Below are 20,961 nucleotides of genomic sequence, written 5' to 3'. Positions count from 1 at the left end.
AATCCCCTTCATCAAGAAGTACACTGACACCTCATCACCCGAATGGACCCCTCAACAGGCGCCATCTCATATCTGAGATAGCCTCAGCCTCATGGCAGACGACTACCTCGTACGCATCGGCAAGCTCATCCGTGACGCCCGGCAACACCGTGGCTGGACACAAGCGCAGCTCGCGGAAGCGCTCGGCACAAGTCAGAGCGCTGTCAATCGCATCGAGCGCGGCAACCAAAACATCAGCCTTGAGATGATCGCTCGAATCGGTGAAGCCCTGGACAGTGAGATCGTCTCGTTGGGCTACGCGGGCCCGATGCATCTGCGAGTGGTCGGCGGCCGCCGGCTGTCCGGGGCCATCGATGTGAAGACCAGCAAGAACGCCTGCGTGGCCCTGCTGTGCGCGACCCTGCTCAACAAGGGCCGCACGGTGCTGCGTCGGGTCGCCCGGATCGAGGAGGTGTACCGCCTGCTGGAGGTGCTCAACTCGATCGGCGTGCGGACCCGCTGGATCAACGACGGCGTCGACCTGGAGATCGTGCCGCCGGCCGAACTCGACATGGACGCCATCGACTCCGACGCGGCCGTGCGCACCCGCTCCATCATCATGTTCCTCGGCCCGCTGCTGCACCGTATGGACGGGTTCAAGCTGCCGTACGCCGGCGGCTGCGACCTCGGCACGCGGACCATCGAGCCGCACATGATCGCGCTGCGCCGCTTCGGGCTCGACATCGCCGCCACCGAGGGCCAGTACCACGCCCAGGTGGACCGTTCCGTACGGCCCGACCGGCCCATCGTGCTGACCGAGCGCGGCGACACCGTGACCGAGAACGCGCTGCTGGCCGCCGCCCGGCACGACGGCGTCACCGTCATCCGCAACGCGTCCTCCAACTACATGGTCCAGGACCTCTGCTTCTTCCTGGAGGTGCTGGGCGTCAAGGTCGAGGGCATCGGCACGACGACCCTCACCGTGCACGGTGTGCCGGACATCGACGCCGACGTCGACTACTCCCCCTCCGAGGACCCGGTCGAGGCGATGAGCCTGCTGGCCGCCGCGGTCGTCACGGAGTCCGAGCTGACGGTGCGCCGGGTGCCGATCGAGTTCCTGGAGATCGAGCTGGCGGTCCTGGAGGAGATGGGCCTCGACCACGACCGCACCCCGGAGTACGTCGCCGACAACGGCCGCACCCGACTGGTGGACCTGACCGTGCGGCCCTCCAAGCTGGAGGCGCCGATCGACAAGATCCACCCGATGCCGTTCCCGGGCCTGAACATCGACAACGTCCCGTTCTTCGCGGCCATCGCGGCGGTCGCCCAGGGCAAGACGCTGATCCACGACTGGGTCTACGACAACCGGGCCATCTATCTGACGGACCTCAACCGCCTCGGCGGCCGGCTCCAGCTCCTCGACCCGCACCGCGTGCTGGTCGAGGGCCCGACCCGCTGGCGCGCCGCCGAGATGATGTGCCCGCCCGCGCTGCGGCCCGCGGTGGTCGTCCTGCTGGCGATGATGGCGGCGGAGGGCACCTCCGTGCTGCGCAACGTGTATGTCATCAACCGGGGTTACGAGGACCTCGCGGAGCGGCTCAACTCGATCGGGGCGCAGATCGAGATCTTCCGGGACATCTGACGTCCCGGATCGGAACGACGGACCGGCCCGGCGGAGCATCGCTCCGCCGGGCCGGTCCGTTCGGTCGGGTGGTCAGACCCCGCGGAACCACGCGGTATTCGGGCGGTCCTCGCGGAGCAGGGTGTCGGCGTGGCCGAAGCCGTCGGCGATGCTGATGAGGCGGTACCGCCGGTCGTGGAAGACCCAGGTCCAGGTCTGGCCGTTCATCCGGTACTTGCCGGGGACGAAGTGGAAGGCGTCGACCTCGGTGATGCCCCGCAGGGAGGTCCACTGGGTCAGGTCGCGGTCGCCGCGGACCACTTCGTCGGTGTGCATGCCGCCGTCGGCGATGGAGATCAGACGGTAGCGCCGGCCCTGCGCGGTGGTGTGGAAGAGCCAGTACTGCGTCTTGCCGTCGACGCGGCGCTGGTCCGGCACCGGCAGTACCGCGTCGACCCGGGTGACGTCCTTGAGGGAGCGCCAGGCGCTGAGTGCCCGGTCGTCGCCGACGCTGCGGCAGGCGTGCCGGGCGTCGCAGGAGATGTAGATGCGGCGGTAGACCTGGGTGCCGCCCACGGTGTGGAAGAGCCAGTAGCTGCTCTCGCCGTTCACGGACTGCTCGTCGGGGACCGGCACGATCGCGTCGATTTGTTCGACCCCGGCCAGCGCGGGCCAGGTGGAGAGGTCCGCGGCGGTGTCCACGACGACGCCGGTGCGGTCGTCGCTGCCCGTGGTGAGCGCGCCGGTCTCGGCGGCGCCGGTGCCGACGACACGGACGGTGCGGCCGGAGAAGGTCCAGGCCCGCTCCTCCGTGTCCGGCCAGGGCAGGATCTCGTCGACCGGGCCGGGTTGCACGGGCGGCTGCGGCGGGCGGGTCTGTCCGGTGCCCGTCGTCGTCCACTCCTGGCTTCCGTTCTGCGTGCCGCCGATCGAGGTCGCGGCCTGCAGCCGGCCCTGGGTGAGGCCGCGCAGGGTGGTGATCGACGGGGTGAAGGCGTAGACGGAGCCCTCGGTGGTCACGAAGGGCCGGAAGGACAGCACGGTGGTCTTCCGGTCGCCGTTGGTGCGGCTCTCGAAGGCGATCTCGCCGGTGGTGACGTCGGGCAGCAGACCGCTGATCATCGGGTCCGGTCCGGGCATGGGGTCGCGGTCGTGCGGGAAGTTGGGATCGTTGACCCAGTCCGCCTGGATGAACTCGAACTGCCGGGCCAGGTCGGCCTGGTAGCAGACGAAGAGCAGACCGCGGGGCTCGTCGGGGCCTCGCCCGTCCTCGTTGGCGGGGTCGAACGGGGCGCCGAAGGGGATGCCGCGCCGGATGATGCGGCGTACGTCCATGAACTTCTCGTCGACCAATTCGCCCTTGTCGACCAGTCCGTCGCGCGGGGCGGTCTTGCGCAGATGGGAGAAGAGCGGGGTGATGACGCCGTCGGGGTCGTCCCTGAAGCTGAGGTCGTTGTCGGCATCGGTGCCGGGCGGGGGCGCCGCGTCCGGGAACCTGGCGACCGAGGCGCCGCAGCGCCAGCGGCCCACCAGACGGGCGGCGAGCCATTCGCTCTTCGTGTCCTGGCCGACCACCTTGGCTTCCCTCAGCTTCTGGAGTTCGGTGCCGACCTGTGCCCACCAGCCGGGAACGTCCTGGCCGAGACGCCGTACGACCTGGAAGGAGCCGTACTTCATCCAGTCGGGCGCGCCGTCGGGCAGGGGGGTGTCGTCGGTGCCGAGGACGAACTGGCCGGCCGGGATCATCCGGTCGCTCTTGGCCTTCGCCGGGTCGTCGAAGCCGATCACGGCCGGTTCGCTGACGCCGTCCTTGAAGCCGAAGTGCTCCTTGCCCCGGCGCTTGCCGGGCAGCGTGGCGCCGTTCTGCTGGTGGACGATCAGTACGGCGGCCCGGGAGGCGGCCTCCAGCTGCCGGTTGAGCTCGGTGTTGCGGTCGGTCTCCAGGTCGGCGGCGATGGTCAGCACGGCGTGGATGGGCGGGCGGTGGTCGGCGCCGAAGGCCCAGTTCGCCGGGGCGTTGCAGCCCTTGTCGCCTAGGGCCCCGGCACGGGTGGCGGACCCCTGCACGAACGCCTCGACGGTGCCGCCGAGGGGCACGTCGGCGAACACCTCGGTCTTGCCCGTCAGGCGCTGCAGCCCCGCATGGGTGAGGCTCAGGCCCAGCCAGGTGGCCTTGAGGTTCTTCGGGTCGTCGCCCGCGGAGGCCTCGCGGGCGTCGTGGAACTTGGCGTTGAAGTTGGCGACCTGTTCCGTGGTGGCGATCCGGGGGACCAGCTCCGCCAGCCAGTTCCGGGCGGCGGCCACGTCGCCGAACTGGAGGAAGAGCAGGGTCATGTAGTCCTTCTTGAACCCGGCGAGGATGTCGCCCTGGATCTCTGTGCTGTCGCGCAGCGGTAGTTGAGCGGACATGGAACTCCCTTGGTGGGACGGACGAGGGAAGGAACCGGACGGCACCGGGCGGCGGCAGGGGCACCGCCGCCCGGGAGTCCGGCGGCAGGGGACGAAGACGAGAGCGTCGGGGACGGAACGGCCGGGGACGGCGGGTTCAGGGGCGGAGCTGGACCCACTTGGCGACGCTGGGCACGCCCCGCTGGTCGAGCAGGAAGAGCAGGTAGTACCCGGGCGGTGCGTCGTTGGCGGACGGCGGGGTCGTCAGTTCGAGCTTGTTGCCGGCGCGGCTGGAGATGTCCAGTTCGATGCGGCGCTGGCTGGTGTCCACGGAGTGGGTGGAGGTGATGGGCGCCATCAGGACGGCCTTCGCGGCCCGGGTGGGCGTGTCCGTGCTGACCCTCAGCCTGGCGTTGTAGCCCACAGTCGGGTTCGCCACGTCCGTCAGCGTCGGGCGGTCGCCCTGGTGCAGATACGGCGGCTCGTAGATCTCGATGGTGCCGTTCATCCCGGCCTTGATGTCCGGGTTGTTGGCGATCTCCTGGAGCTCGTCGCCGGTGACCATGATGCGGCCGTCGGGCAGCAGCACGGCGTTGGAGTGGTAACCGCGGGGCAGCCGCTGGACCGGGCCGAGCCGCCAGGCGCCGTCCAGGCCGCGCAGTTCGGTCTGGCGGTACTTCTCGTCGGCGTTGGGGTTGTACAGGCCGTTGCCGTAGTCGCGGATGTCGTAGCCGCCGTTGACGGTGAACAGCCGGCCGTCGGGGAAGATCAGCGTGTCGTCCTGGGTGCGGCCGAAGGCCCGGGAAGTGCCTTCGGTCCAGCGGCCGCCGGAGAACTTGTACGTCTTGGGGTCGTTGCGGTCGCCGCCGAGGATCAGCACGGAGTCGGGGCCCTGACCCTTGGTGGTGCCGGGCAGGGCCACCGCCGAGCCGTAGTTGCGCATGCCGCCGCCGGGGCGGCTGAGCAGCGGATGGCTGGTCTCGGTCGCCGGGTCGAAGACGAACTGCTCGTTGTAGTTGCGGCCGAAGCCGTAGATCCGGCCGTCCCGCAGCGAGAACAGATGCGGATAGTCGGCCATGTACTCCGCGTTGACGGGCCACTTGTCGAGCGCCTGGCCGACGGGCTTGGTCTTCGGGTCCGTCGAGACCGGGGTGCTCTTGGCCGGGAAGCGCTCGATCGTCATGGAGAGCTTGCCCCAGCCGGTGTCGCCGTGGCCGGAGGTGATGAACTGCCGGCCGTCGGCGCCGGTGACCACGGACGGGTACCAGCGGCCCTCGGCCATGTCCTGCTGCCGGTACCAGGTCTCGGTCCACGGGTCGAAGACGAGGGCGAGGTGGGCGCCGGTGCCGTGGTTGCCGCCGAGGTTGCCGCCGAAGACGCCCACCATGCCGTTGGGCAGGTAGGAGTGCCCGGCGCAGAAGATCGGCGCGGCACGCGGTTCGTCCAGGCCGTCGTCCATGTTCACCACGGGCGGCGGTACGGCCTTGAAGGCGGCGGCGCCGGTGCCCTTGGCGGGGTCCCAGACATAGGCGCGTCCGGCGTTGTCCCGGCCGATGACCTCGGTGGGCGCGGTCTCCTTGTTGGGGCTGTCCTCGACGGCCTCGAAGGAGAACAGCAGGATCTTGCCAGTGGGCAGCAGGGCGACGTGGTCGCCGTAGTCCGGGCTGGCGAAGTAGTCGGTGAACTTCCCGAACGTGGCCGGGTCGAACGCCGCGTTCTGCTCCTGCTGCGAGTCGGTGAGCCGCTTGAGGCTGCGGTTCCGCATGGGCTGGGGGTAGCCCCGGTCGACGGCGCGCAGGCCGATGCGGTCGCGGGCCATCTGTTCGGCGCGGGCCCTGCCGAATGCCTTGACCTCGTCGGGGCGGATCTCCTCGGCGAGCTCCGCCTTCGAGATGTGCACTCCGTGCGGGTGCGGATCGGCCGGCCGTGCCGACGACGGCAGGGGGACGAGACGGAACGGGGCGGCGCGGCCGGCGGGGGCGGTGAGTGACAGAACGACCGCGGCGCAGCCCGCCGCGATCGTCCACCTCCCTCTGCGGGGCATGGGGACTCCTCATGGGGACACGGGATGCCCTGAGCCGGGTACGGGGCAGTGCAGGGCGACCACGTAGAGTGACGGAATGGCGCCAGTAAATCACACAGCGTAGCGATATGTGACCGCTTTCTCGAAAGATTGACCGCTTTGCCCCGATGGGGTGCAACGCTGCGTGTCCGGCGGAGGCCCGGACGGGACGACGGCTGCAATGGTCCCGGCCAGTCCCCTGTCCCCTTTGCGAGGAGCACCCCCATGCCCCGAACACGTACCGCCGTCACCGTGGCCGCGGGAGCCGCGGCCCTGCTCGTCTGTGCTGCCCCCGCCGTGGCGGACCCGCCCCAACCGCCGCACCACTTCTCGGTGTTCGTCCCCGGCGGTGCCGACGGCCGACCGCACGAGGCGCTCTGCCCGGCCGCGCAGCACGCCTACAGCGGCGGATACACCATCAGCGCCAAGCAGGACGCGGTCCTCGGCACGGACCGGACCGATGTCACCGAGGACCGTATGAACGACCACGCCACCGGCTGGATCATCACCGCGCGCAAGGCCCAGACCTGGCCTTTCCTCAGCCGCTCGGCCCCGGCCGACCTGACGATCCACATCGCCTGCACGGACGACGTCATGAGCCACGGAGCGGCCTGAACGCGGAGCGGCCTGAACGCGGAGCGGCCTGAACGCGGAGCGGCCTGAACGCGGAGCGGCGGCCCGGCGCACCAGGTGCGCCGGGCCGCCGCGTGCGCGCGCTCAGCCCTGGCCGAGCGTCACCTCCTGCTCCTGGTGGGCGTGGAAGTACGGCAGCGGCAGACCACCCTCGGGGCGCAGTTCCATCACGGTGGCCTCGACGCGGGCCGCGCCGGGCCGAAGCCGGTCCTTTTCGACCTTGCCGGTGTTCACCCAGGTGTGTGCGGCGCCGTCGCACACCGCCTCGGTGCCGCCGATGCCGTAGCGGACGGTCGAGGAGTCCTGGCCGACGGTGCTGCTGACGAACACCGGTCCCGTGCCGCCGGTGCAGCGATAGGTGCCGGAGAGGGTCACGGTGCCGTCCGCCGCGACGCGGCCCGTCGGATCGACGGTGACGGTCTCGTTCGGGTCGGCGGTCGCGGGGACGGCGGCGCAGAGCAGCGCAAGCGCGGCGGCTCCGGCGGCGGCCGCGGCGAGGGCGGGACGTACGGACATGGGGGGCCTTTCCGATCGTGCAGTGGGGGGTTCCCACTGGTACCGGGCGGGCACGGCACGGTGTGTGAACGTCACTCCATCGGGGGCGAGTCACGGCGGTCGTGGAACGGTCAGGGAGTTGTCCGCGAGTTGTCACACTTCGCTTCAGGCCGTTCCGAGGAGTTCACGAGGGGGGCATGGTCTACTCGTGCCGGGCGGCGAACAGGCCGCAGGCACCCGTCACATCCGACGCGGAGGTGTGCCATGTGTTCCCACCGGACCCCGACTCACGACAGCGGCGCCCCGCACATCGTCGCAGCCCACCCCGAGCAGGGCTGGAGCCTGCTGTGCGACGGGGGGATCGTCTTCGACGACACGGGTGAGCTGCACGCCGACGGCAGCGTCGTGCCGCCGCACCGGGCACCGGCCGAACGGCAGACGGTCGCCGCCTGAGCCCCGGCTCGGAAAGGCTCTCGGAAAGGCTCTAGGACAGCACCGCGAAGCCGTCGAGTTCGACCAGCGCCTGCTCGTCCCACAGTCGTACGACCTCCACGACCGCCATGGCCGGATAGGTGCGGCCCGCCAACCGGCGCCAGATCCGCCCGAGTTCGGGGGCCTGGGTGCGGTAGGCGGCGACGTCGGTCGCGTACACGGTGACGCGGGCGAGGTCGGCGGGAGTGCCGCCGGCCGCGCGCAGGGCGGTGAGGAGATTGCCGAGCGCCTTCTCGAACTGCTCGGGGAGGGTGTCGCCGGTGACCTTGCCGTCGGTGTCGAGGGCGGTCTGGCCCGCGAGGAAGACCACCCGGGCGCCGGTGGCGACGACCGCGTGGGAGAAGCCGGCGGGCGGGGACAGGTCGGGCGGATTGACGCGCTCGGTCGTCACGGACGGGCCTCCCGGTCGGCGGTGGCGTACAACTCCTTGGCGATGATGCCGCGTTGGACCTCGCTGGCACCCTCGTAGATACGCGGGGCGCGCACCTCGCGGTAGAGGTGTTCGAGCAGATGGCCCCGCTCCAGCGCCCGGGCGCCGTGCAACTGGACGGCCGCGTCGACGACGTACTGCGCGGTCTCGGTGGCCAGCAGCTTCGCCATCGCGGCGCGCTTGGGGACGTCGGGGGCGGACTCGTCGTACGCCGTCGCCGCCGCGTAGACCATCAGGCGGGCCGCCTCCGTGCGGAGCGCCATTTCCGCCACCTGATGAGCGACCGCCTGCAGATCCCTCAGCTTGCCGCCGAACGCGTCCCGTCCGGCCGTATGGGCGAGGGTCGCGTCGAGCGCCGCCTGGGCCATGCCGACGGCGAAGGCACCGACGCTCGGGCGGAAGAGATTGAGTGTGCCCATCGCGACCCGGAATCCGCGGTCGACCTCCCCGAGCATGTCGTCCTCGGTCACGAGTACGGCATCGAAGTCGAGGCTGCCGATGGGGTGCGGGGAGAGCATCTCCAGGGGCGAACCGGTGAGGCCGGGCCGGTCGGCGGGCACCAGGAAGGCGGTCACCCCGCGGGCACCGGCATCGGGGGTGGTCCGCGCGAAGACGGTGTAGAAGTCCGCCTCGGGGGCGTTGGAGATCCAGCACTTCTGCCCGGTGAGCCGCCAGCGCCCCGCTCCCCGCGGTTCCGCCCGCAGGGCGAGCGCCGCCGCGTCCGAGCCCGCCCCCGGCTCGCTCAGCGCGAACGCGGCCACCGCGCTGCCGTCGGACACCCGGGGCAGCCAGCGGTCCCGCTGGGCGGGGGTGCCATGGGCGTGGACCGGGTGGGCGCCGAGGCCCTGCAGGGCCAGGGCGGTCTCGGCCTCCGTGCAGGCCTGGGCGAGGGACTCGCGCATCAGACAGAGATCCAGGGCGCCCGAGGTGAACAGGCGCGACAGCAGACCGAGCCGGCCCAGTTCCGCGAGGAGCGCCCGGTCGACCCGGCCGGGCTCACCCTTCTCCGCAAGCGGGCGCAGCCGCTCCGCGGCCAGGACACGCAGCTCGGCGCACCAGGCATTTTGTTCCGGTTCGAGCGAGAATGCGGGCACTGCCGGTCCTCCCTCCACGGCGGGCCGCCATCGACCCCCATTCGACGGTATCGCGTACTGTTGACTGCCGTCACCAACACGATACGCTCCTTGCGCGAGCGCACCACGAGCCCACGCGAGCCCACCAGGCAAGGGGGCGAACCGTCATGAACGTCTCGGCGCACGTCGACACCTTCGCGCGCGACAACCTGCCACCACCCGACGAGTGGCCGGAGCTCCACTTCGACCTGCCGGAGCTGCACTACCCCGAGCGGCTGAACTGCGCCGTCGAGCTCCTGGACCACGCCGACCCGGCGCGTCCCGTGTTCCACGCGCCCACCGGCGACACCTGGACCTACGGCGACCTCCGCGCCCACGTCGACCGCATCGCGCATGTCCTCACGCGCGACCTGGGCGTAGTCCCCGGCAACCGCGTCCTGCTGCGCGGCCCCACCACGCCCTGGCTCGCGGCCTGCTGGCTGGCGGTGCTGAAGGCGGGCGCGGTGGCCGTCACCGTGCTGGCCCAGCAGCGCCCGCACGAGCTGGGCACGATCTGCTCGATCGCCCGGGTGGGCCACGCGCTGTGCGACATCCGCGCCGTCGACGACCTCGCCAAGGCCGAGATCCCCGGGCTGCGCATCACGACGTACGGCGGTGACGCCCCGGACGACCTCCTCAACCGCCCGGCGCCCTGCACCCCGTACCCCGCCGTCGACACCGCGTCCGACGACGTCGCGCTGATCGCGTTCACCTCCGGCACCACCGGTCGCCCGAAAGGGTGCATGCACTTCCACCGGGATGTGCTCGCCATAGCGGACACCTTCTCGAAGCATGTGCTCAAACCACATGTGGACGATGTCTTCGCGGGCAGTCCCCCGCTGGGCTTCACCTTCGGCCTCGGCGGGCTCGTGGTGTTCCCGATGCGGGCCGGCGCCAGCGCGCTGCTCCTCGAACAGGCGACCCCCAAGCGGCTGCTGCCCGCGATCGCCGAGCACCGGGTCTCGGTCCTGTTCACCGCGCCCACCGCGTACCGCGCGATCCTCGACGACCTGGACGGCCATGACATCTCGTCACTCAGACGCTGTGTGTCCGCCGGGGAGAACCTGCCCGCCGCCACCTGGCGGGCCTGGCACGAGCGCACCGGCCTGCGGATCATCAACGGCATAGGCGCCACCGAGCTGCTGCACATCTTCATCTCCGCCGCCGACGAGCGGATCAGGCCCGGGACGACCGGTGTTCCGGTGCCGGGGTGGCAGGCGCGCGTGCAGGACGCGAACGGGGATCCGGTGCCGGACGGGGAGCCCGGACTGCTCGCCGTGCGCGGGCCGGTCGGCTGCCGGTACCTCGCCGATCCTCGGCAGCGGGACTATGTGCGCTACGGCTGGAACGTCACCGGCGACACCTACGTCCGCGAGGACGACGGCTACTTCCGCTATGTCGCCCGCGCCGACGACATGATCATCTCGGCCGGGTACAACATCGCCGGACCGGAGGTGGAGGACGCGCTCCTGCGCCACCCGGACGTGGTCGAGGCGGCGGTGATCGGGCAGCCCGACGAGGCCCGCGGACAGGTGGTCGTGGCGTACACCGTGCTGAAGGAGGGCGCGGAGCGGGACGCCGACGCGCTGCGCGGCTTCGTCAAGTCCGAGCTGGCGCCGTACAAGTGCCCGCGCGAGATCGTCTTCCTCGACGCGCTGCCGCGCACGGCGACCGGCAAGCTCCAGCGCTATCGCCTCCGTACCGAAGGTGACCAGCCGTGATGCCGAAGACCTAAGATGATCAACGTGTCCGAGCAACACGCACCACGGTCCCTCATCGTCACGCTCTACGGCGCGTACGGCCGCTTCACACCCGGTCCGGTACCCGTCGCCGAGCTGATCCGGCTGCTGGCCGCGGTCGGCGTGGACGCGCCCTCCGTACGCTCGTCGGTGTCCCGGCTCAAGCGGCGCGGCCTGCTGCGGCCCGCCCGTACGGAGCAGGGCGCGGCCGGGTACGAACTCTCGCCCGAAGCACGGCAGTTGCTCGACGACGGCGACCGGCGTATCTACGCGACCGCACCGCCCGAGGACGAGGGCTGGGTGCTCGCCGTGTTCTCGGTGCCGGAGTCGGAGCGGCAGAAGCGGCACGTGCTGCGCTCCCGGCTGGCGGGCCTGGGCTTCGGCACGGCGGCCCCCGGGGTGTGGATCGCCCCGGCGCGGCTGTACGAGGAGACCCGGCACACCCTGCAGCGGCTGCGGCTCGACCCGTACGTCGACTTCTTCCGGGGCGCGCACCTCGGCTTCGCGCCCACGGTCGAGGCGGTCGCCCGCTGGTGGGACCTGGCCGCGATCGCCAAGGAGCACGAGGCGTTCCTCGACGCGCACGAGGGCGTGCTGCACGACTGGGAGCGGCGCACGGACACCCCGCCCGAGGAGGCCTACCGCGACTACCTCCTGGCCCTGGACACCTGGCGCCACCTCCCCTACACCGACCCGGGCCTCCCCGTGCACCTGCTGCCCGCGAACTGGCCGGGCGCGCGGTCGGCCGAGGTGTTCCACGGACTCCACGAGCGGCTGCGGGACGCAGGAGCGACGTTCGCCGGGCTGTGAGCCCGGCGACAACACGCCCACCACGGCAAGGGCTCAGGGAGCCACTGTCTGGCTCACCGGGCTGCCGAGCGCGGGCAAGACGACGATCGCCCGCCTCCTGGGAGACCGGCTGGCGGCCGAGGGACACCGGGTGGAGGTCCTCGACGGCGACGAGATACGCCGCTTCCTCTCCGCCGGACTCGGTTTCTCGCGGGCGGACCGGAACACCAACGTGCAGCGCATCGGGCTCGTCTCCGAGGTGCTCGCGCGCAACGGCGTGCTGTCCGTCGTGCCGGTCATCGCGCCGTACGCCGACAGCCGCGACGCGGTGCGGGCCCGGCACGAGAAGAGCGCCACGCCCTACCTGGAGGTGCATGTCGCCACCCCGGTGGAGGTGTGCAGCGAACGGGATGTGAAGGGCCTGTACGCCCAGCAGGCCACGGGGGAACTGAGGGGGCTCACGGGGGTCGACGACCCGTACGAGCAGCCGGCCGAGCGGGTGTTCTCTGATCGACCCGGCGGACGGCGCGACGCCGACCGCGGGCATGGCCGAGGTCAGCTCTCCAGGGTGAGCCGCGGCTTGGGGGCGTCCGTGCGTCCGGTCTGCGGGGGCCGGCTGCCAGCGCGGTACGGGTCGGGCCACACGACGCCCGGACCCTCGTACCCCTGCTCGGCGGCGGCGTGCAGTGTCCAGTGCGGGTCGTAGAGGTGAGGTCGGGCCAGCGCGCACAGGTCCGTACGCCCGGCCAGGATCAGCGAGTTGACGTCGTCCCAGGAGGAGATCGCACCGACCGCGACGACCGGGACACCGACCTCGTGCCGGATCCGGTCGGCGAACGGTGTCTGGTACGACCGCCCGTACTCCGGCTCCTCCTCGGCCACCACCTGCCCGGTCGACACATCGATCGCGTCAACGCCGTGGGCGGCGAAGGCGCGGGCGATCTCGACGGCGTCCTCGGCCGTGGTGCCGCCCTCGGCCCAGTCGGTGGCGGAGATACGCACGGTCATGGGCCGCTCCTCCGGCCACACCCCGCGTACGGCGTCGAACACCTCCAGCGGGAAGCGCAGCCGCTTCTCCAGCGAGCCGCCGTAGGCGTCGGTACGCCGGTTGGTCAGCGGGGAGAGGAAGCCGGAGAGCAGATAGCCGTGGGCGCAGTGGAGTTCGAGCAGATCGAAGCCGGCGCGGGCGGCACGCCAGGCGGCGGAGGTGAACTGTTCCCGGATGTCGGTGAGTTGTGCGCGGGAGAGCTGGCGCGGGATCTGGCTCTCGGGCCTGTACCGGAGCGGGGAGGCGGCCACGAGCGGCCAGTTGCCGTCGGGCAGAGGTTCGTCGATGCCCTCCCACATCAGCTTCGTCGAGCCCTTGCGCCCGCTGTGGCCGAGCTGCACGCCGATCGCCGTGCCCGGTGACCGGTCGTGCACGAACTCGGTGATCCGCCGCCAGGCCTCGCCCTGTCTGCCGGTGTAGAGACCGGCGCAGCCGGGGGTGATCCGGCCCTCCTCGCTGACGCACACCATCTCGGTCATCACCAGACCGGCACCGCCGAGGGCGCGGGCGCCCAGGTGGACGAGGTGGAAGTCGCCGGGGATGCCGTGGACCGAGGAGTACATGTCCATGGGCGAGACGACGACCCGGTTGCGCAGGGTCAGGCCGCGCAGCCGGAAGGGGGTGAACATCGGGGGCGTACCCGGCGGGCAGCCGAACTCGCGCTCCACGGACTCGGTGAAGCCGGTGTCACGCAGCCTGAGGTTGTCGTGGGTGACGCGGCGGCTGCGGGTGAGCAGGTTGAAGGCGAACTGGCGGGGCGGCTGGCGCAGGTACAGCGCGATGTTCTCGAACCACTCCAGGCTGGCGCGGGCGGCGCGCTGGGTGGAGGCGACGACGGGTTTGCGCTCGGTCTCGTAGGCCGTCAACGCCTCGGCCAGGGTGGGCTGTTCCTCGAGGCAGGCGGCGAGCGCGAGGGCGTCCTCGACGGCCAGCTTGGTGCCGGACCCGATGGAGAAGTGGGCGGTGTGGGCGGCATCGCCGAGGAGGACGATGTTGCCGTAGGACCAGTGTTCGTTGACGACGGTGCGGAAGTTGATCCAGGCGGACTTGTTGGAGCGCAGGGGCCGCCCGCCCAGCGCGTCCGAGAAGATCTTCGCGCAGCGCTCGACCGACTCCTGCTCCCCGAGTTCGTCGAACCCGGCGGCCCGCCACACCTCCTCGCGCATCTCGACGATCACGGTGGAGGCGCCGAATTGATTCTGCGGCCCGGAGTGCCTCGTTGAGGGGTGGTGGTCGGGAGACGGGCGGGCGTAGGGGTAGCCGTGCAGTTGCATCACGCCGTGCTCGGTCTCGGCGATCTCGAAGCGGAAGGCGTCGAAGGCGAAGTCCGCGGCCAGCCAGATATAGCGGCAGCGGTGGGTGGCCACATGGGGCTGGAACACATGGGTGTAGGCCTCACGTGTGGTGCTGTTCACCCCGTCGGCGGCGATGACGAGGTCGTATGCCTCGGCGAGCCAGGCCGGGTACGGTGCCTCGCTGCGGAAGCGCAGCTCCACGCCCAGGTTGCGGCAGCGCTCGTGCAGGATTTCCAAGAGGCGTTTTCTGCCGAGGGCCGCGAAGCCGTGGCCTCCGGAGGTTTGGCGGGTGTTGCGGTGGACGATGTCGATGTCGTCCCAGCGGACGAAGTGTTTCTGCAGTGCCTCGTAGACCGTGGGGTCGGCGTGTTCGATGCCGCCCAGGGTTTCGTCGGAGAGGACCACTCCGAAGCCGAAGGTGTCGTCGGGGGCGTTGCGTTCCCAGACAGTGATTTCGCGGGCGGGGTCGAGGCGTTTGAGCAGGGCGGCTGAGTACAGGCCGCCGGGGCCGCCGCCGATGATTGCGATGCGTTGGGGGTGGCCAGACATGTGCGGCGGCTGCGGGTTCGTTGTGGCTGGTCGCGCCCCGCGGCGGAGCCGCATATCGACAGGGCCCCGCGCCCCTGGGGTCGGCACCTTTCCGTCGGCTTCCACGGTCACCGCCCCCTCCACTTCGGTGGCCTCTTCTCTGTGAACGACGCGTGGAACTCCGCGTAGTCCTCGCCGTTCATCAGCAGCGCCTGTGTCGAGGCGTCCAGTTCCACCGCCGCCGCCAGTGGCATGTCCAGCTCTGCTGTGAGCAGGGCCTTGGTCTGGGCGTAGGCGAGGGCCGGGCCGTTGGAGAGGCGGTGGGCCAGGGCGAGGGCGGCCTCGTCGGTGTGGCCCTCCTCGGTCAGTTCGCTGATCAGGCCGATCCGCTCGGCCTCCACCGCCCGCACCGGTTCACCGAGCATCAGGAGTCGGGTCGCGTGGCCGAGGCCGACCACGCGGGGCAGCAGATAGGCCGCGCCCATGTCGCCGCCGGACAGGCCGACGCGGGTGAAGAGGAAGGCGAAGCGGGCCGAGGGGTCGGCGATGCGGAAGTCGGCCGCGAGCGCCAGTACCGCTCCCGCTCCGGCCGCCACCCCGTGCACCGCCGCGATCACCGGGAACGGGCACTCCCGTACGGCCCGCACGACCTGTCCGGTCATCCGGTTGAAGTCGAGGAGCTGCGCGGTATCCATGGACAGCGTCGCGCCGATGATCTCGTCGACGTCGCCGCCGGAGCAGAAGCCGCGGCCCTCGCCGGTCAGCACCAGGGCGCGGACCGACCTCTCGCGGGACAGCTCGGCGAGCAGGTCGCGCAGGTCGGCGTAGGCGCCGAAGGTGAGGGCGTTGAGTTTCTCGGGGCGCGCGAGGGTGACGGTGGCGACTCCGTCGGCGATCTCAACCCGCAGGTGCTCCCAGTCGGAGGTGCGGGCGGCGGAGCCGGTGAAGGGACTCATGACGGCGGCCTCCCAGGGCGGCGGTGCCTCACGTAGCTCTACCCCATGAAGCTATCACCCATTTATGACTGTCGTCACGAGTACGCGACACGAGTGGCGCATTTGGCCGAGTGCGGTCACGCCGGTCACGGGTCGTCGACAGGGAGGTAACAGTGGGAGCGGCCGCGCTAGGCGGAACGTGGTAGGGGGTAAGCCGCCCGGTACCGGGGCCACAGGCCCCCTGCGGTGCCCCTTGAGAGACGCTGAAGCGGGGCGCCGTACCATCTCTTGGGTTGAAAGCAGGACAGCCTGCTCCATGAACGGAACCGCCTTGTACGAGAGCCCCTCCGCCCCAGCCTCGTGGCGCATCGCGCTGCCGCACACCGCCGCCGCGGTGCCGGTGGCGCGTGCGCTGGTCCGTACGGCACTGGCGGAACTGGAGCATGCGGCCGACAGCGACACCGCTGAGCTGCTCACGGCCGAGCTGGTCGCCAACGCGGTGGAGCACACCTCGGGAAACGGCCCGATAGAGCTGGTGGTGGAGCTGCGGCCGACCGGCTGCCAGGTCGAGGTGCACGACCCGGACCCGGCGCCGCCCGGCCATCTCACCCGGCCCGTCGTCGAGCAGCCCGACCCCTGGCAGGAGCACGGGCGCGGTCTGCTGCTGCTCCGCGCCCTCAGCTCGTCCTGCGGCCACCGCCCGACCGAGTCGGGCAAGGCCGTCTGGTTCAGACTGCCTGTCGTACCGCGTCAGCGGCGTCCCGCGTGACCTCGGCGTCCCGCGCCGTGGTGAGCGTGGAGTTCCGGCGGCCGTAGAGGACGTACACCAGGAATCCGGCCGCGAGGAACACCGCGAACTGGATCCAGGTCGTCCAGCCCGTCTCGTACATCAGGGAGAGTCGCCGCAGCGCTATCACCTGCGTAAACACGCAGGATGCCCCTCTCCATGGCTACCTTGATGGCTACGCACGCTACCCGTCGTGCTCCACGCCTTCGAAGTAGCGTCTCCGGCACAAGTTCTGCAGCGGTCGAACCGCGCTCAGAGTGTGGCAGACGATACGATTGATCGCTTCTTCGGCCCGATGTGCGCCGTTGATCACCAGGGGGAAATGTCGTGTTCAGCCGGTGCAGCAGGGCGACCCGCGCCGTGTAGGTCCTTACCGCGTCGTGGGACGACTTGGAGCTGGTGGCATGGGCACTGTGTACGCCGCGCTCGGCGCGACAGGAGAGCGGATGGCCGTCAAGGTCATCCATCCAGCGCAGGCTGCAGATGATGAGTTCCGTGCTCGGTTCCGGCGGGAAGTACAGCTCTCCCAGCGGGTGATAGGGCCATGCCTGGTTCCGGTCCAAGACGCCGACACCGAAGGTGCGGCCCCGTGGCTTGCTACGCCCTTCATTCCTGGCCCCACCCTCGACCGACACGTGACGGCCAACGGCCCCCTGGCCGGAGCGCATCTGTACGCGCTGTCAGCCGGCACCGCAGCCGCACTGACCGCGGTGCACGCGGCGGGCATCGTCCATCGGGACGTGAAACCGCAGAATGTCATCCTGGCCCCGTCCGGCCCGCAGGTGCTGGACTTCGGTATCGCCCACGCCCTCGACGGCACTTCCGTCACTCGCACCGGAGTGATGACCGGCACACCAGGCTGGATCAGCCCCGAGCATTACCGCACCGGTGCGGTCGGTCCCGAAGGCGACGTCTTCGCCTGGGGAGCCCTCGTCGCCTACGCCGCCACCGGCCGCCTTCCCTTTGGTAGCGGCGCTGCGGACGCTGTCGCCTTCCGCGTGATGTCAGCCGAGCCGGATCTGGACGGGGTACCGGCTGACCTTGGACGCCTGGTGGAAAAGGCCCTGTCCAAGGAGCCCTCCGACCGGCCGAGTGCCGCCGAACTCGAAGGCGCCTGCACCACGTTGCTCGCGGCCCAGGCAACCGCCGTCATCTCCCCGGCCGACCACCAGCCGCCCACGCTGATATCCGATCTGGTCAGCCTGCACTGGGACCTGCCGTCCGAAGACGAACCCGCCTGGCCTGGACCGTCACGCCGTAGCCGTACCCGGCTGTATCTGGCAGTCGGCGCAGCCGCTGCCATTCTCGGTAGTCTCGGCGGCGCCATCGCAGCCTCTCAGTCATCCCATGCCGCACAGGAACAGGCCTCTGCATCGAGTAGCCGGCCGACAGCCGTAACCGGTACCCCCACTCTTACGGCGAAGCACTCCCCCAGCCGTCCAGGCAGCCCCACGCCGTCCGTCTCCCCGGCACAACTCGCCTCGGAAAACCCGCAGGCTGTTGCTCCGTCACCTGCATACACCCGCAGCGACAATGCCCAGCCGACCGTCGACGAATGGGTCGCCGCCCGGGTGCCCGCCACACCTGCGGAAAAGGCCGCCGCCCAGCGCTTGGTCAAGGAAGCAGCCCCCATCATTCAGGGACCCCAGTACGTGGATGACAGCGTGACAGTGACCTTCAACCCCGCGGCGCAGACCATGTTCGTCACCTTCGGCCCCGGGATATACCCGGAGGGGCAGGACTACCACGACGACACCAACTGGACCGACATCGTACGCGGCCTGATGTTCGGCACCTGCTCGGAAGCCCAGCAGGACTTCCACAACGACACCGCCTGGCCCTACGGCCGCGCAGTAGTCGTCTACCGCGAATCCATGGCCAGCCCCATCATCGCCGATTGGCGTGAAGTCACCCACATTGACAGTTGCCGCGTGTAACCACACCTAACGCCAAAACAGCCTGCCTCCCGGAGGCTGTCACCCCTTAGGTCTGTCAGTCTCCGAAGAGCAGGAACGAGGGCGCGCACCGTCATGCAGGGGGCAGCCCGACCTGGAAGTGTGTCCAGCATGCGGACGCCGCCTGTGATTCGCATCACATGTTCGCAGCGATCGGCGACATAGGGCGGCATTTCTGGACGCGATACCTACAAAATTCAGAGCCCCAAGCCGCGCCAGTCCACAATCCGCCTCGACCGAAATGCCACCCGACATCAAGTCATTCCGGCCAAACACCAACGGATCGATTCCACTCTGCTCCCCATGGACGCCCGTAGGCCTGTTCTGCGGTCGCCTAACGGCGGGCCTGGCCCCGATTTCCGAGTCCACGGCCGGAGTCGGGGCCGAAGTCTCGCCCCTCCCGAAACGGCAAGTGAGCAGAAATGCCGGGCCACATAGGCCTATTGAACCTTCGACCGAACCGGAATGGACACCCAGGTCTCGTACCCCTCGCCATCGTCGCGATGCTGGCCAATGTCGTCGGCCAGGCGGTGGACGAGGTACAGACCCGGCTCTTCCTCCGGGCCAGGCAACGGTTGATCCATCGCTCCGACGGTGACCAAGACGTGCTCCCCGTCGTACGAGACCCGGCCGCTCAGATCGATGCCGGCACGGTGTCGCGCGGTGATGTCGACGAGTTCGGCCAGTACGGCGAGCGTCGCCTCCTCGACGGCTTTGGCATTGGGTGCGCCCGCGAGCAGCGCCGGCAGCACCTTCGCAACGAAAGCGCGTGCGCGGCGCATGCTCTGGGCGGGGGTGTGCTCGGGGCCGAGACGGAACTCGATCGAGTTCTCAGGGTTCGGCAAGCCCAGCTGCGCGGAAGCGCCCGGTCTGACTGCGGCGGACTGCAGGCTGGAGGCCCAGAGCTGAGGCATGGCGTCGGAGATCGTCATGGCTGATCCATCCCGTCAGATAACTCGTGGGCGAATGTTAGTTCGATATGCATGAGTGCGCAGGTCAGCGCCCTGTGACGCGGAGAGAAGGGCCGCCACCCTCCCGCAAGGCCGCAAGCGGCGCAGACGCCGGCGAGCCAAGTACGGAAGGACGGGCGTTCCCCATCGCCCAGGTTCGTTCACGCCTGCTTCCCCTCAGTAATGTGCTCTCCCGGGCATCGGACCGGACAGCAAACCGGTGCCCCCTGCACCCCCCGGAAGGCAGGCCAGTGGACCCCTACGGGACCACGACCCAGAAGCGGATTGTGCGCAACCTTCGCACAATCCGTGATCCTGCCCTCCACACCCACCCGTGTCAACTAAAGTACACAGAGAACAAGATCGAAGAGAGCGAGACGGTACGTGGTTGAGTGCAGTCATCGGTCGGACGGCTTTCCGGCCATGCCCGGCAAGCCCGGTGCGCGGTGAGGCCCGACCATCCGTCGCTGGCAGACAAGCTCAAGGCACTCATGGCCAGCCGACGGGATGCCAACGGCCGGGCATACACTTCGCGGTCACTGTCCGCCTCTGTCGATGCGCTTCCCGGCAGTCACGTATCGGTCTCCCACGCCGCCGTCGCCAAACTGGCGAATGGCTCGCAGGACAACCCGACCGTCTCGACGATCGTGGCCCTGTGCGAAGCCCTGGGCGGCGTACCGCCCGCATACCTGCTTCCTCACGACAGCTACGACGACCTAGACGCGCTTGAGTCGTTCGAGGATCCGTCTGCGCGCCGTGTCTTAGCTCTCCTAAACGGGTTGCCCGAGAGTGAGTTGCAGAATGTCATTGCAGACTTGGAGCGACGACGCTCCGACCTCGGTCTGGCGCCGGTACCGCGCAGGGAGGCCGCTGAGAAGCCGGCCCGACGTCAACGCCGGCGAAGTAAGAACGAGGCCGCCCAGTACGCGGCCGATGCATTGGAAGGGCTCTAAGTGGACGGCATAGTCTTCGGGACATGCACTGTGGTCGGTTTGCTGGTCACAACTCTCTGCACCAGGAGAGCCATCGGCAACCCGCGGGTGTCAACCTGGTCTATCGCCGCCGCCTTCGGCATCTGCACCGTCGGCGTCTTCTTCGCCGTCCCCGTGGTCGCCCAGGCAGCGGAGGACACCACCGGCGTCGCCAACGTTGGCAAACTGATCGCTCACATCTGCGCGATCCTTTGGTGCGCCGCGCTCCAGATCACGATGGTGGACCTGACCTACCGCCCCGACTACTTGCGCGCCGCGATGTTCCAGCGGACCTTCGCTGCCATGGTGGAGCTGGCGATCATGGTGCCACTTTTCCTGGCGACGAACGAGCCGGGCGTCGAGTTCACCACCGCGTACGTGCACAACGAATCGGTGGCCGCATACCTGCTGATCTACCTGGCGTACGTCCTGGTTACGTGCGGCGAGCTGGCCTTCATGTGTGGACGGACCGCGCAGCGCAACTGGGGCATCCGGCCCTGGAGCGGCGCCGGCTACGCGCTGTCCTCCATGGCCGCGACGCTTGGCATTGCGTACACCTTGTCCAAGGGCTCCTACATCATCTTCTACATCCTGGGCGACCCGTGGCCCCTGGACGTCGAGGAGGTTGTGAGCCCTTCGCTGAGCGGCCTGGCCGTGTTGTTCCTCTTCCTGGGCTTGACCTTTCCCATGCTGGGCGCGCTGCGTGAGCGGGTTCGCCAACGGAAGGAATTGGCTGGTAGTTGAGTTTGCCT

At 69.8% G+C, this 20,961-nt stretch carries 18 protein-coding genes and 1 pseudogene; 10 read left to right on the top strand and 9 right to left on the bottom strand.

The genetic code is table 11. From position 1 onward, the window contains the following. The first annotated feature begins 91 nt into the window (after positions 1–91). A complete protein-coding gene (locus ACFY1J_RS05675; RefSeq protein ID WP_390707437.1) occupies positions 92–1,621 on the top strand; it encodes a helix-turn-helix domain-containing protein in 1,530 nt (509 codons plus the stop codon). A gap of 72 nt (positions 1,622–1,693) precedes the next feature. Here the strand turns inward: ACFY1J_RS05675 and ACFY1J_RS05670 are convergent, their stop codons facing one another. Further along, a complete protein-coding gene (locus ACFY1J_RS05670; RefSeq protein WP_390730733.1) occupies positions 1,694–4,009 on the bottom strand; it encodes a Dyp-type peroxidase in 2,316 nt (771 codons plus the stop codon). A 136-nt stretch (positions 4,010–4,145) separates the two neighbouring features. Further along, positions 4,146–6,032 (bottom strand): galactose oxidase-like domain-containing protein, encoded by a 1,887-nt coding sequence (locus ACFY1J_RS05665; protein ID WP_390707439.1) that lies wholly within the window; start codon positions 6,030–6,032, stop codon positions 4,146–4,148. Between the two features lie 243 nt (positions 6,033–6,275). On the opposite strand from ACFY1J_RS05665, the gene ACFY1J_RS05660 reads away from it, so the two are divergent. After that, the gene (locus ACFY1J_RS05660) at positions 6,276–6,665 is read left to right on the top strand and encodes a hypothetical protein (protein WP_390707440.1); all 390 of its coding nucleotides are present in this window, start codon (positions 6,276–6,278) and stop codon (positions 6,663–6,665) included. A 102-nt stretch (positions 6,666–6,767) separates the two neighbouring features. On the opposite strand, the gene ACFY1J_RS05655 is transcribed toward ACFY1J_RS05660, so the two are convergent. Beyond that, complete coding sequence (locus ACFY1J_RS05655; RefSeq protein ID WP_390707441.1) at positions 6,768–7,199, bottom strand: DUF6299 family protein; 432 nt, start codon at positions 7,197–7,199, stop codon at positions 6,768–6,770. Positions 7,200–7,442: 243 nt separating this feature from the next. Between ACFY1J_RS05655 and ACFY1J_RS05650 the strand changes: the two genes are divergently transcribed. Beyond that, complete coding sequence (locus ACFY1J_RS05650; protein WP_363299341.1) at positions 7,443–7,631, top strand: DUF5999 family protein; 189 nt, start codon at positions 7,443–7,445, stop codon at positions 7,629–7,631. Positions 7,632–7,662: 31 nt separating this feature from the next. Here ACFY1J_RS05650 and ACFY1J_RS05645 read toward each other — a convergent pair whose 3' ends face one another. After that, positions 7,663–8,061, bottom strand: a complete 399-nt coding sequence (locus tag ACFY1J_RS05645; RefSeq protein ID WP_390707442.1) for a RidA family protein — start codon at positions 8,059–8,061, stop codon at positions 7,663–7,665. Further along, a complete protein-coding gene (locus tag ACFY1J_RS05640; RefSeq protein WP_390707443.1) occupies positions 8,058–9,194 on the bottom strand; it encodes an acyl-CoA dehydrogenase family protein in 1,137 nt (378 codons plus the stop codon). The genes ACFY1J_RS05645 and ACFY1J_RS05640 overlap by 4 nt, the downstream gene beginning before the upstream one ends. A 146-nt stretch (positions 9,195–9,340) precedes the next feature. Between ACFY1J_RS05640 and ACFY1J_RS05635 the strand changes: the two genes are divergently transcribed. From ACFY1J_RS05635 to cysC, 3 genes and pseudogenes are all read left to right on the top strand, one after another. Beyond that, on the top strand, positions 9,341–10,933 hold the full coding sequence (locus ACFY1J_RS05635) for an AMP-binding protein (protein WP_390707444.1): 1,593 nt from the start codon (positions 9,341–9,343) through the stop codon (positions 10,931–10,933). Positions 10,934–10,948: 15 nt separating this feature from the next. Continuing rightward, the gene (locus ACFY1J_RS05630; RefSeq protein WP_390707445.1) at positions 10,949–11,761 is read left to right on the top strand and encodes a PaaX family transcriptional regulator C-terminal domain-containing protein; all 813 of its coding nucleotides are present in this window, start codon (positions 10,949–10,951) and stop codon (positions 11,759–11,761) included. Between the two features lie 61 nt (positions 11,762–11,822). Then, positions 11,823–12,233: pseudogene (cysC, locus tag ACFY1J_RS05625) on the top strand (adenylyl-sulfate kinase); the annotation flags it as partial. A 62-nt stretch (positions 12,234–12,295) separates the two neighbouring features. On the opposite strand, the gene ACFY1J_RS05620 reads toward cysC, so the two are convergent. Both ACFY1J_RS05620 and ACFY1J_RS05615 read right to left on the bottom strand, forming a co-directional pair. Beyond that, the gene (locus ACFY1J_RS05620) at positions 12,296–14,686 is read right to left on the bottom strand and encodes a bifunctional salicylyl-CoA 5-hydroxylase/oxidoreductase (protein WP_390707607.1); all 2,391 of its coding nucleotides are present in this window, start codon (positions 14,684–14,686) and stop codon (positions 12,296–12,298) included. A gap of 53 nt (positions 14,687–14,739) precedes the next feature. Next, the gene (locus tag ACFY1J_RS05615; RefSeq protein ID WP_390707446.1) at positions 14,740–15,567 is read right to left on the bottom strand and encodes an enoyl-CoA hydratase family protein; all 828 of its coding nucleotides are present in this window, start codon (positions 15,565–15,567) and stop codon (positions 14,740–14,742) included. A gap of 295 nt (positions 15,568–15,862) precedes the next feature. Between ACFY1J_RS05615 and ACFY1J_RS05610 the strand changes: the two genes are divergently transcribed. Further along, positions 15,863–16,315 carry an ATP-binding protein gene (locus ACFY1J_RS05610; protein ID WP_390707447.1) on the top strand — a complete coding sequence of 151 codons (453 nt, stop codon included), beginning with the start codon at positions 15,863–15,865 and terminating at the stop codon, positions 16,313–16,315. Here the strand turns inward: ACFY1J_RS05610 and ACFY1J_RS05605 are convergent. Then, positions 16,275–16,475: an amino acid permease C-terminal domain-containing protein gene (locus ACFY1J_RS05605; RefSeq protein WP_390730732.1), complete on the bottom strand. Its 201-nt coding sequence runs from the start codon at positions 16,473–16,475 to the stop codon at positions 16,275–16,277. The genes ACFY1J_RS05610 and ACFY1J_RS05605 overlap by 41 nt on opposite strands. A gap of 262 nt (positions 16,476–16,737) precedes the next feature. On the opposite strand from ACFY1J_RS05605, the gene ACFY1J_RS05600 reads away from it, so the two are divergent. Further along, positions 16,738–18,270, top strand: coding sequence for a protein kinase (locus ACFY1J_RS05600; protein ID WP_390730731.1), 1,533 nt, complete (start codon positions 16,738–16,740; stop codon positions 18,268–18,270). Positions 18,271–18,728: 458 nt separating this feature from the next. Here the strand turns inward: ACFY1J_RS05600 and ACFY1J_RS05595 are convergent, their stop codons facing one another. Then, the gene (locus tag ACFY1J_RS05595) at positions 18,729–19,220 is read right to left on the bottom strand and encodes a hypothetical protein (protein ID WP_390730730.1); all 492 of its coding nucleotides are present in this window, start codon (positions 19,218–19,220) and stop codon (positions 18,729–18,731) included. Between the two features lie 410 nt (positions 19,221–19,630). Between ACFY1J_RS05595 and ACFY1J_RS05590 the strand changes: the two genes are divergently transcribed. Both ACFY1J_RS05590 and ACFY1J_RS05585 read left to right on the top strand, forming a co-directional pair. Next, complete coding sequence (locus tag ACFY1J_RS05590) at positions 19,631–20,191, top strand: helix-turn-helix domain-containing protein (RefSeq protein ID WP_390730729.1); 561 nt, start codon at positions 19,631–19,633, stop codon at positions 20,189–20,191. Between the two features lie 30 nt (positions 20,192–20,221). After that, a complete protein-coding gene (locus ACFY1J_RS05585; RefSeq protein ID WP_390730728.1) occupies positions 20,222–20,953 on the top strand; it encodes a hypothetical protein in 732 nt (243 codons plus the stop codon). The last annotated feature ends 8 nt before the right edge of the window (positions 20,954–20,961 follow it).

It is taken from the genome of Streptomyces sp. NPDC001406, assembly GCF_042895285.1.
Classification (GTDB): domain Bacteria; phylum Actinomycetota; class Actinomycetes; order Streptomycetales; family Streptomycetaceae; genus Streptomyces.
The sequence above is the reverse complement of the archived record's forward strand: the minus strand, read 5'-3'. Positions and strand labels throughout refer to the sequence as shown.

What these genes read in the sequence shown, in the direction of transcription:
- ACFY1J_RS05650 (WP_363299341.1), top strand. Translation starts at nt 7,443, where the DNA reads ATGTGTTCCCACCGGACCCCGACTCACGACAGCGGCGCCCCGCACATC.
- ACFY1J_RS05665 (WP_390707439.1), bottom strand. Translation starts at nt 6,032, where the DNA reads ATGCCCCGCAGAGGGAGGTGGACGATCGCGGCGGGCTGCGCCGCGGTC.
- ACFY1J_RS05600 (WP_390730731.1), top strand. Translation starts at nt 16,738, where the DNA reads ATGGGCACTGTGTACGCCGCGCTCGGCGCGACAGGAGAGCGGATGGCC.
- ACFY1J_RS05635 (WP_390707444.1), top strand. Translation starts at nt 9,341, where the DNA reads ATGAACGTCTCGGCGCACGTCGACACCTTCGCGCGCGACAACCTGCCA.
- ACFY1J_RS05660 (WP_390707440.1), top strand. Translation starts at nt 6,276, where the DNA reads ATGCCCCGAACACGTACCGCCGTCACCGTGGCCGCGGGAGCCGCGGCC.
- ACFY1J_RS05630 (WP_390707445.1), top strand. Translation starts at nt 10,949, where the DNA reads ATGATCAACGTGTCCGAGCAACACGCACCACGGTCCCTCATCGTCACG.
- ACFY1J_RS05595 (WP_390730730.1), bottom strand. Translation starts at nt 19,220, where the DNA reads ATGACGATCTCCGACGCCATGCCTCAGCTCTGGGCCTCCAGCCTGCAG.
- ACFY1J_RS05675 (WP_390707437.1), top strand. Translation starts at nt 92, where the DNA reads ATGGCAGACGACTACCTCGTACGCATCGGCAAGCTCATCCGTGACGCC.
- ACFY1J_RS05620 (WP_390707607.1), bottom strand. Translation starts at nt 14,686, where the DNA reads ATGCGGCTCCGCCGCGGGGCGCGACCAGCCACAACGAACCCGCAGCCG.
- ACFY1J_RS05615 (WP_390707446.1), bottom strand. Translation starts at nt 15,567, where the DNA reads ATGAGTCCCTTCACCGGCTCCGCCGCCCGCACCTCCGACTGGGAGCAC.
- ACFY1J_RS05610 (WP_390707447.1), top strand. Translation starts at nt 15,863, where the DNA reads ATGAACGGAACCGCCTTGTACGAGAGCCCCTCCGCCCCAGCCTCGTGG.
- ACFY1J_RS05655 (WP_390707441.1), bottom strand. Translation starts at nt 7,199, where the DNA reads ATGTCCGTACGTCCCGCCCTCGCCGCGGCCGCCGCCGGAGCCGCCGCG.
- ACFY1J_RS05670 (WP_390730733.1), bottom strand. Translation starts at nt 4,009, where the DNA reads ATGTCCGCTCAACTACCGCTGCGCGACAGCACAGAGATCCAGGGCGAC.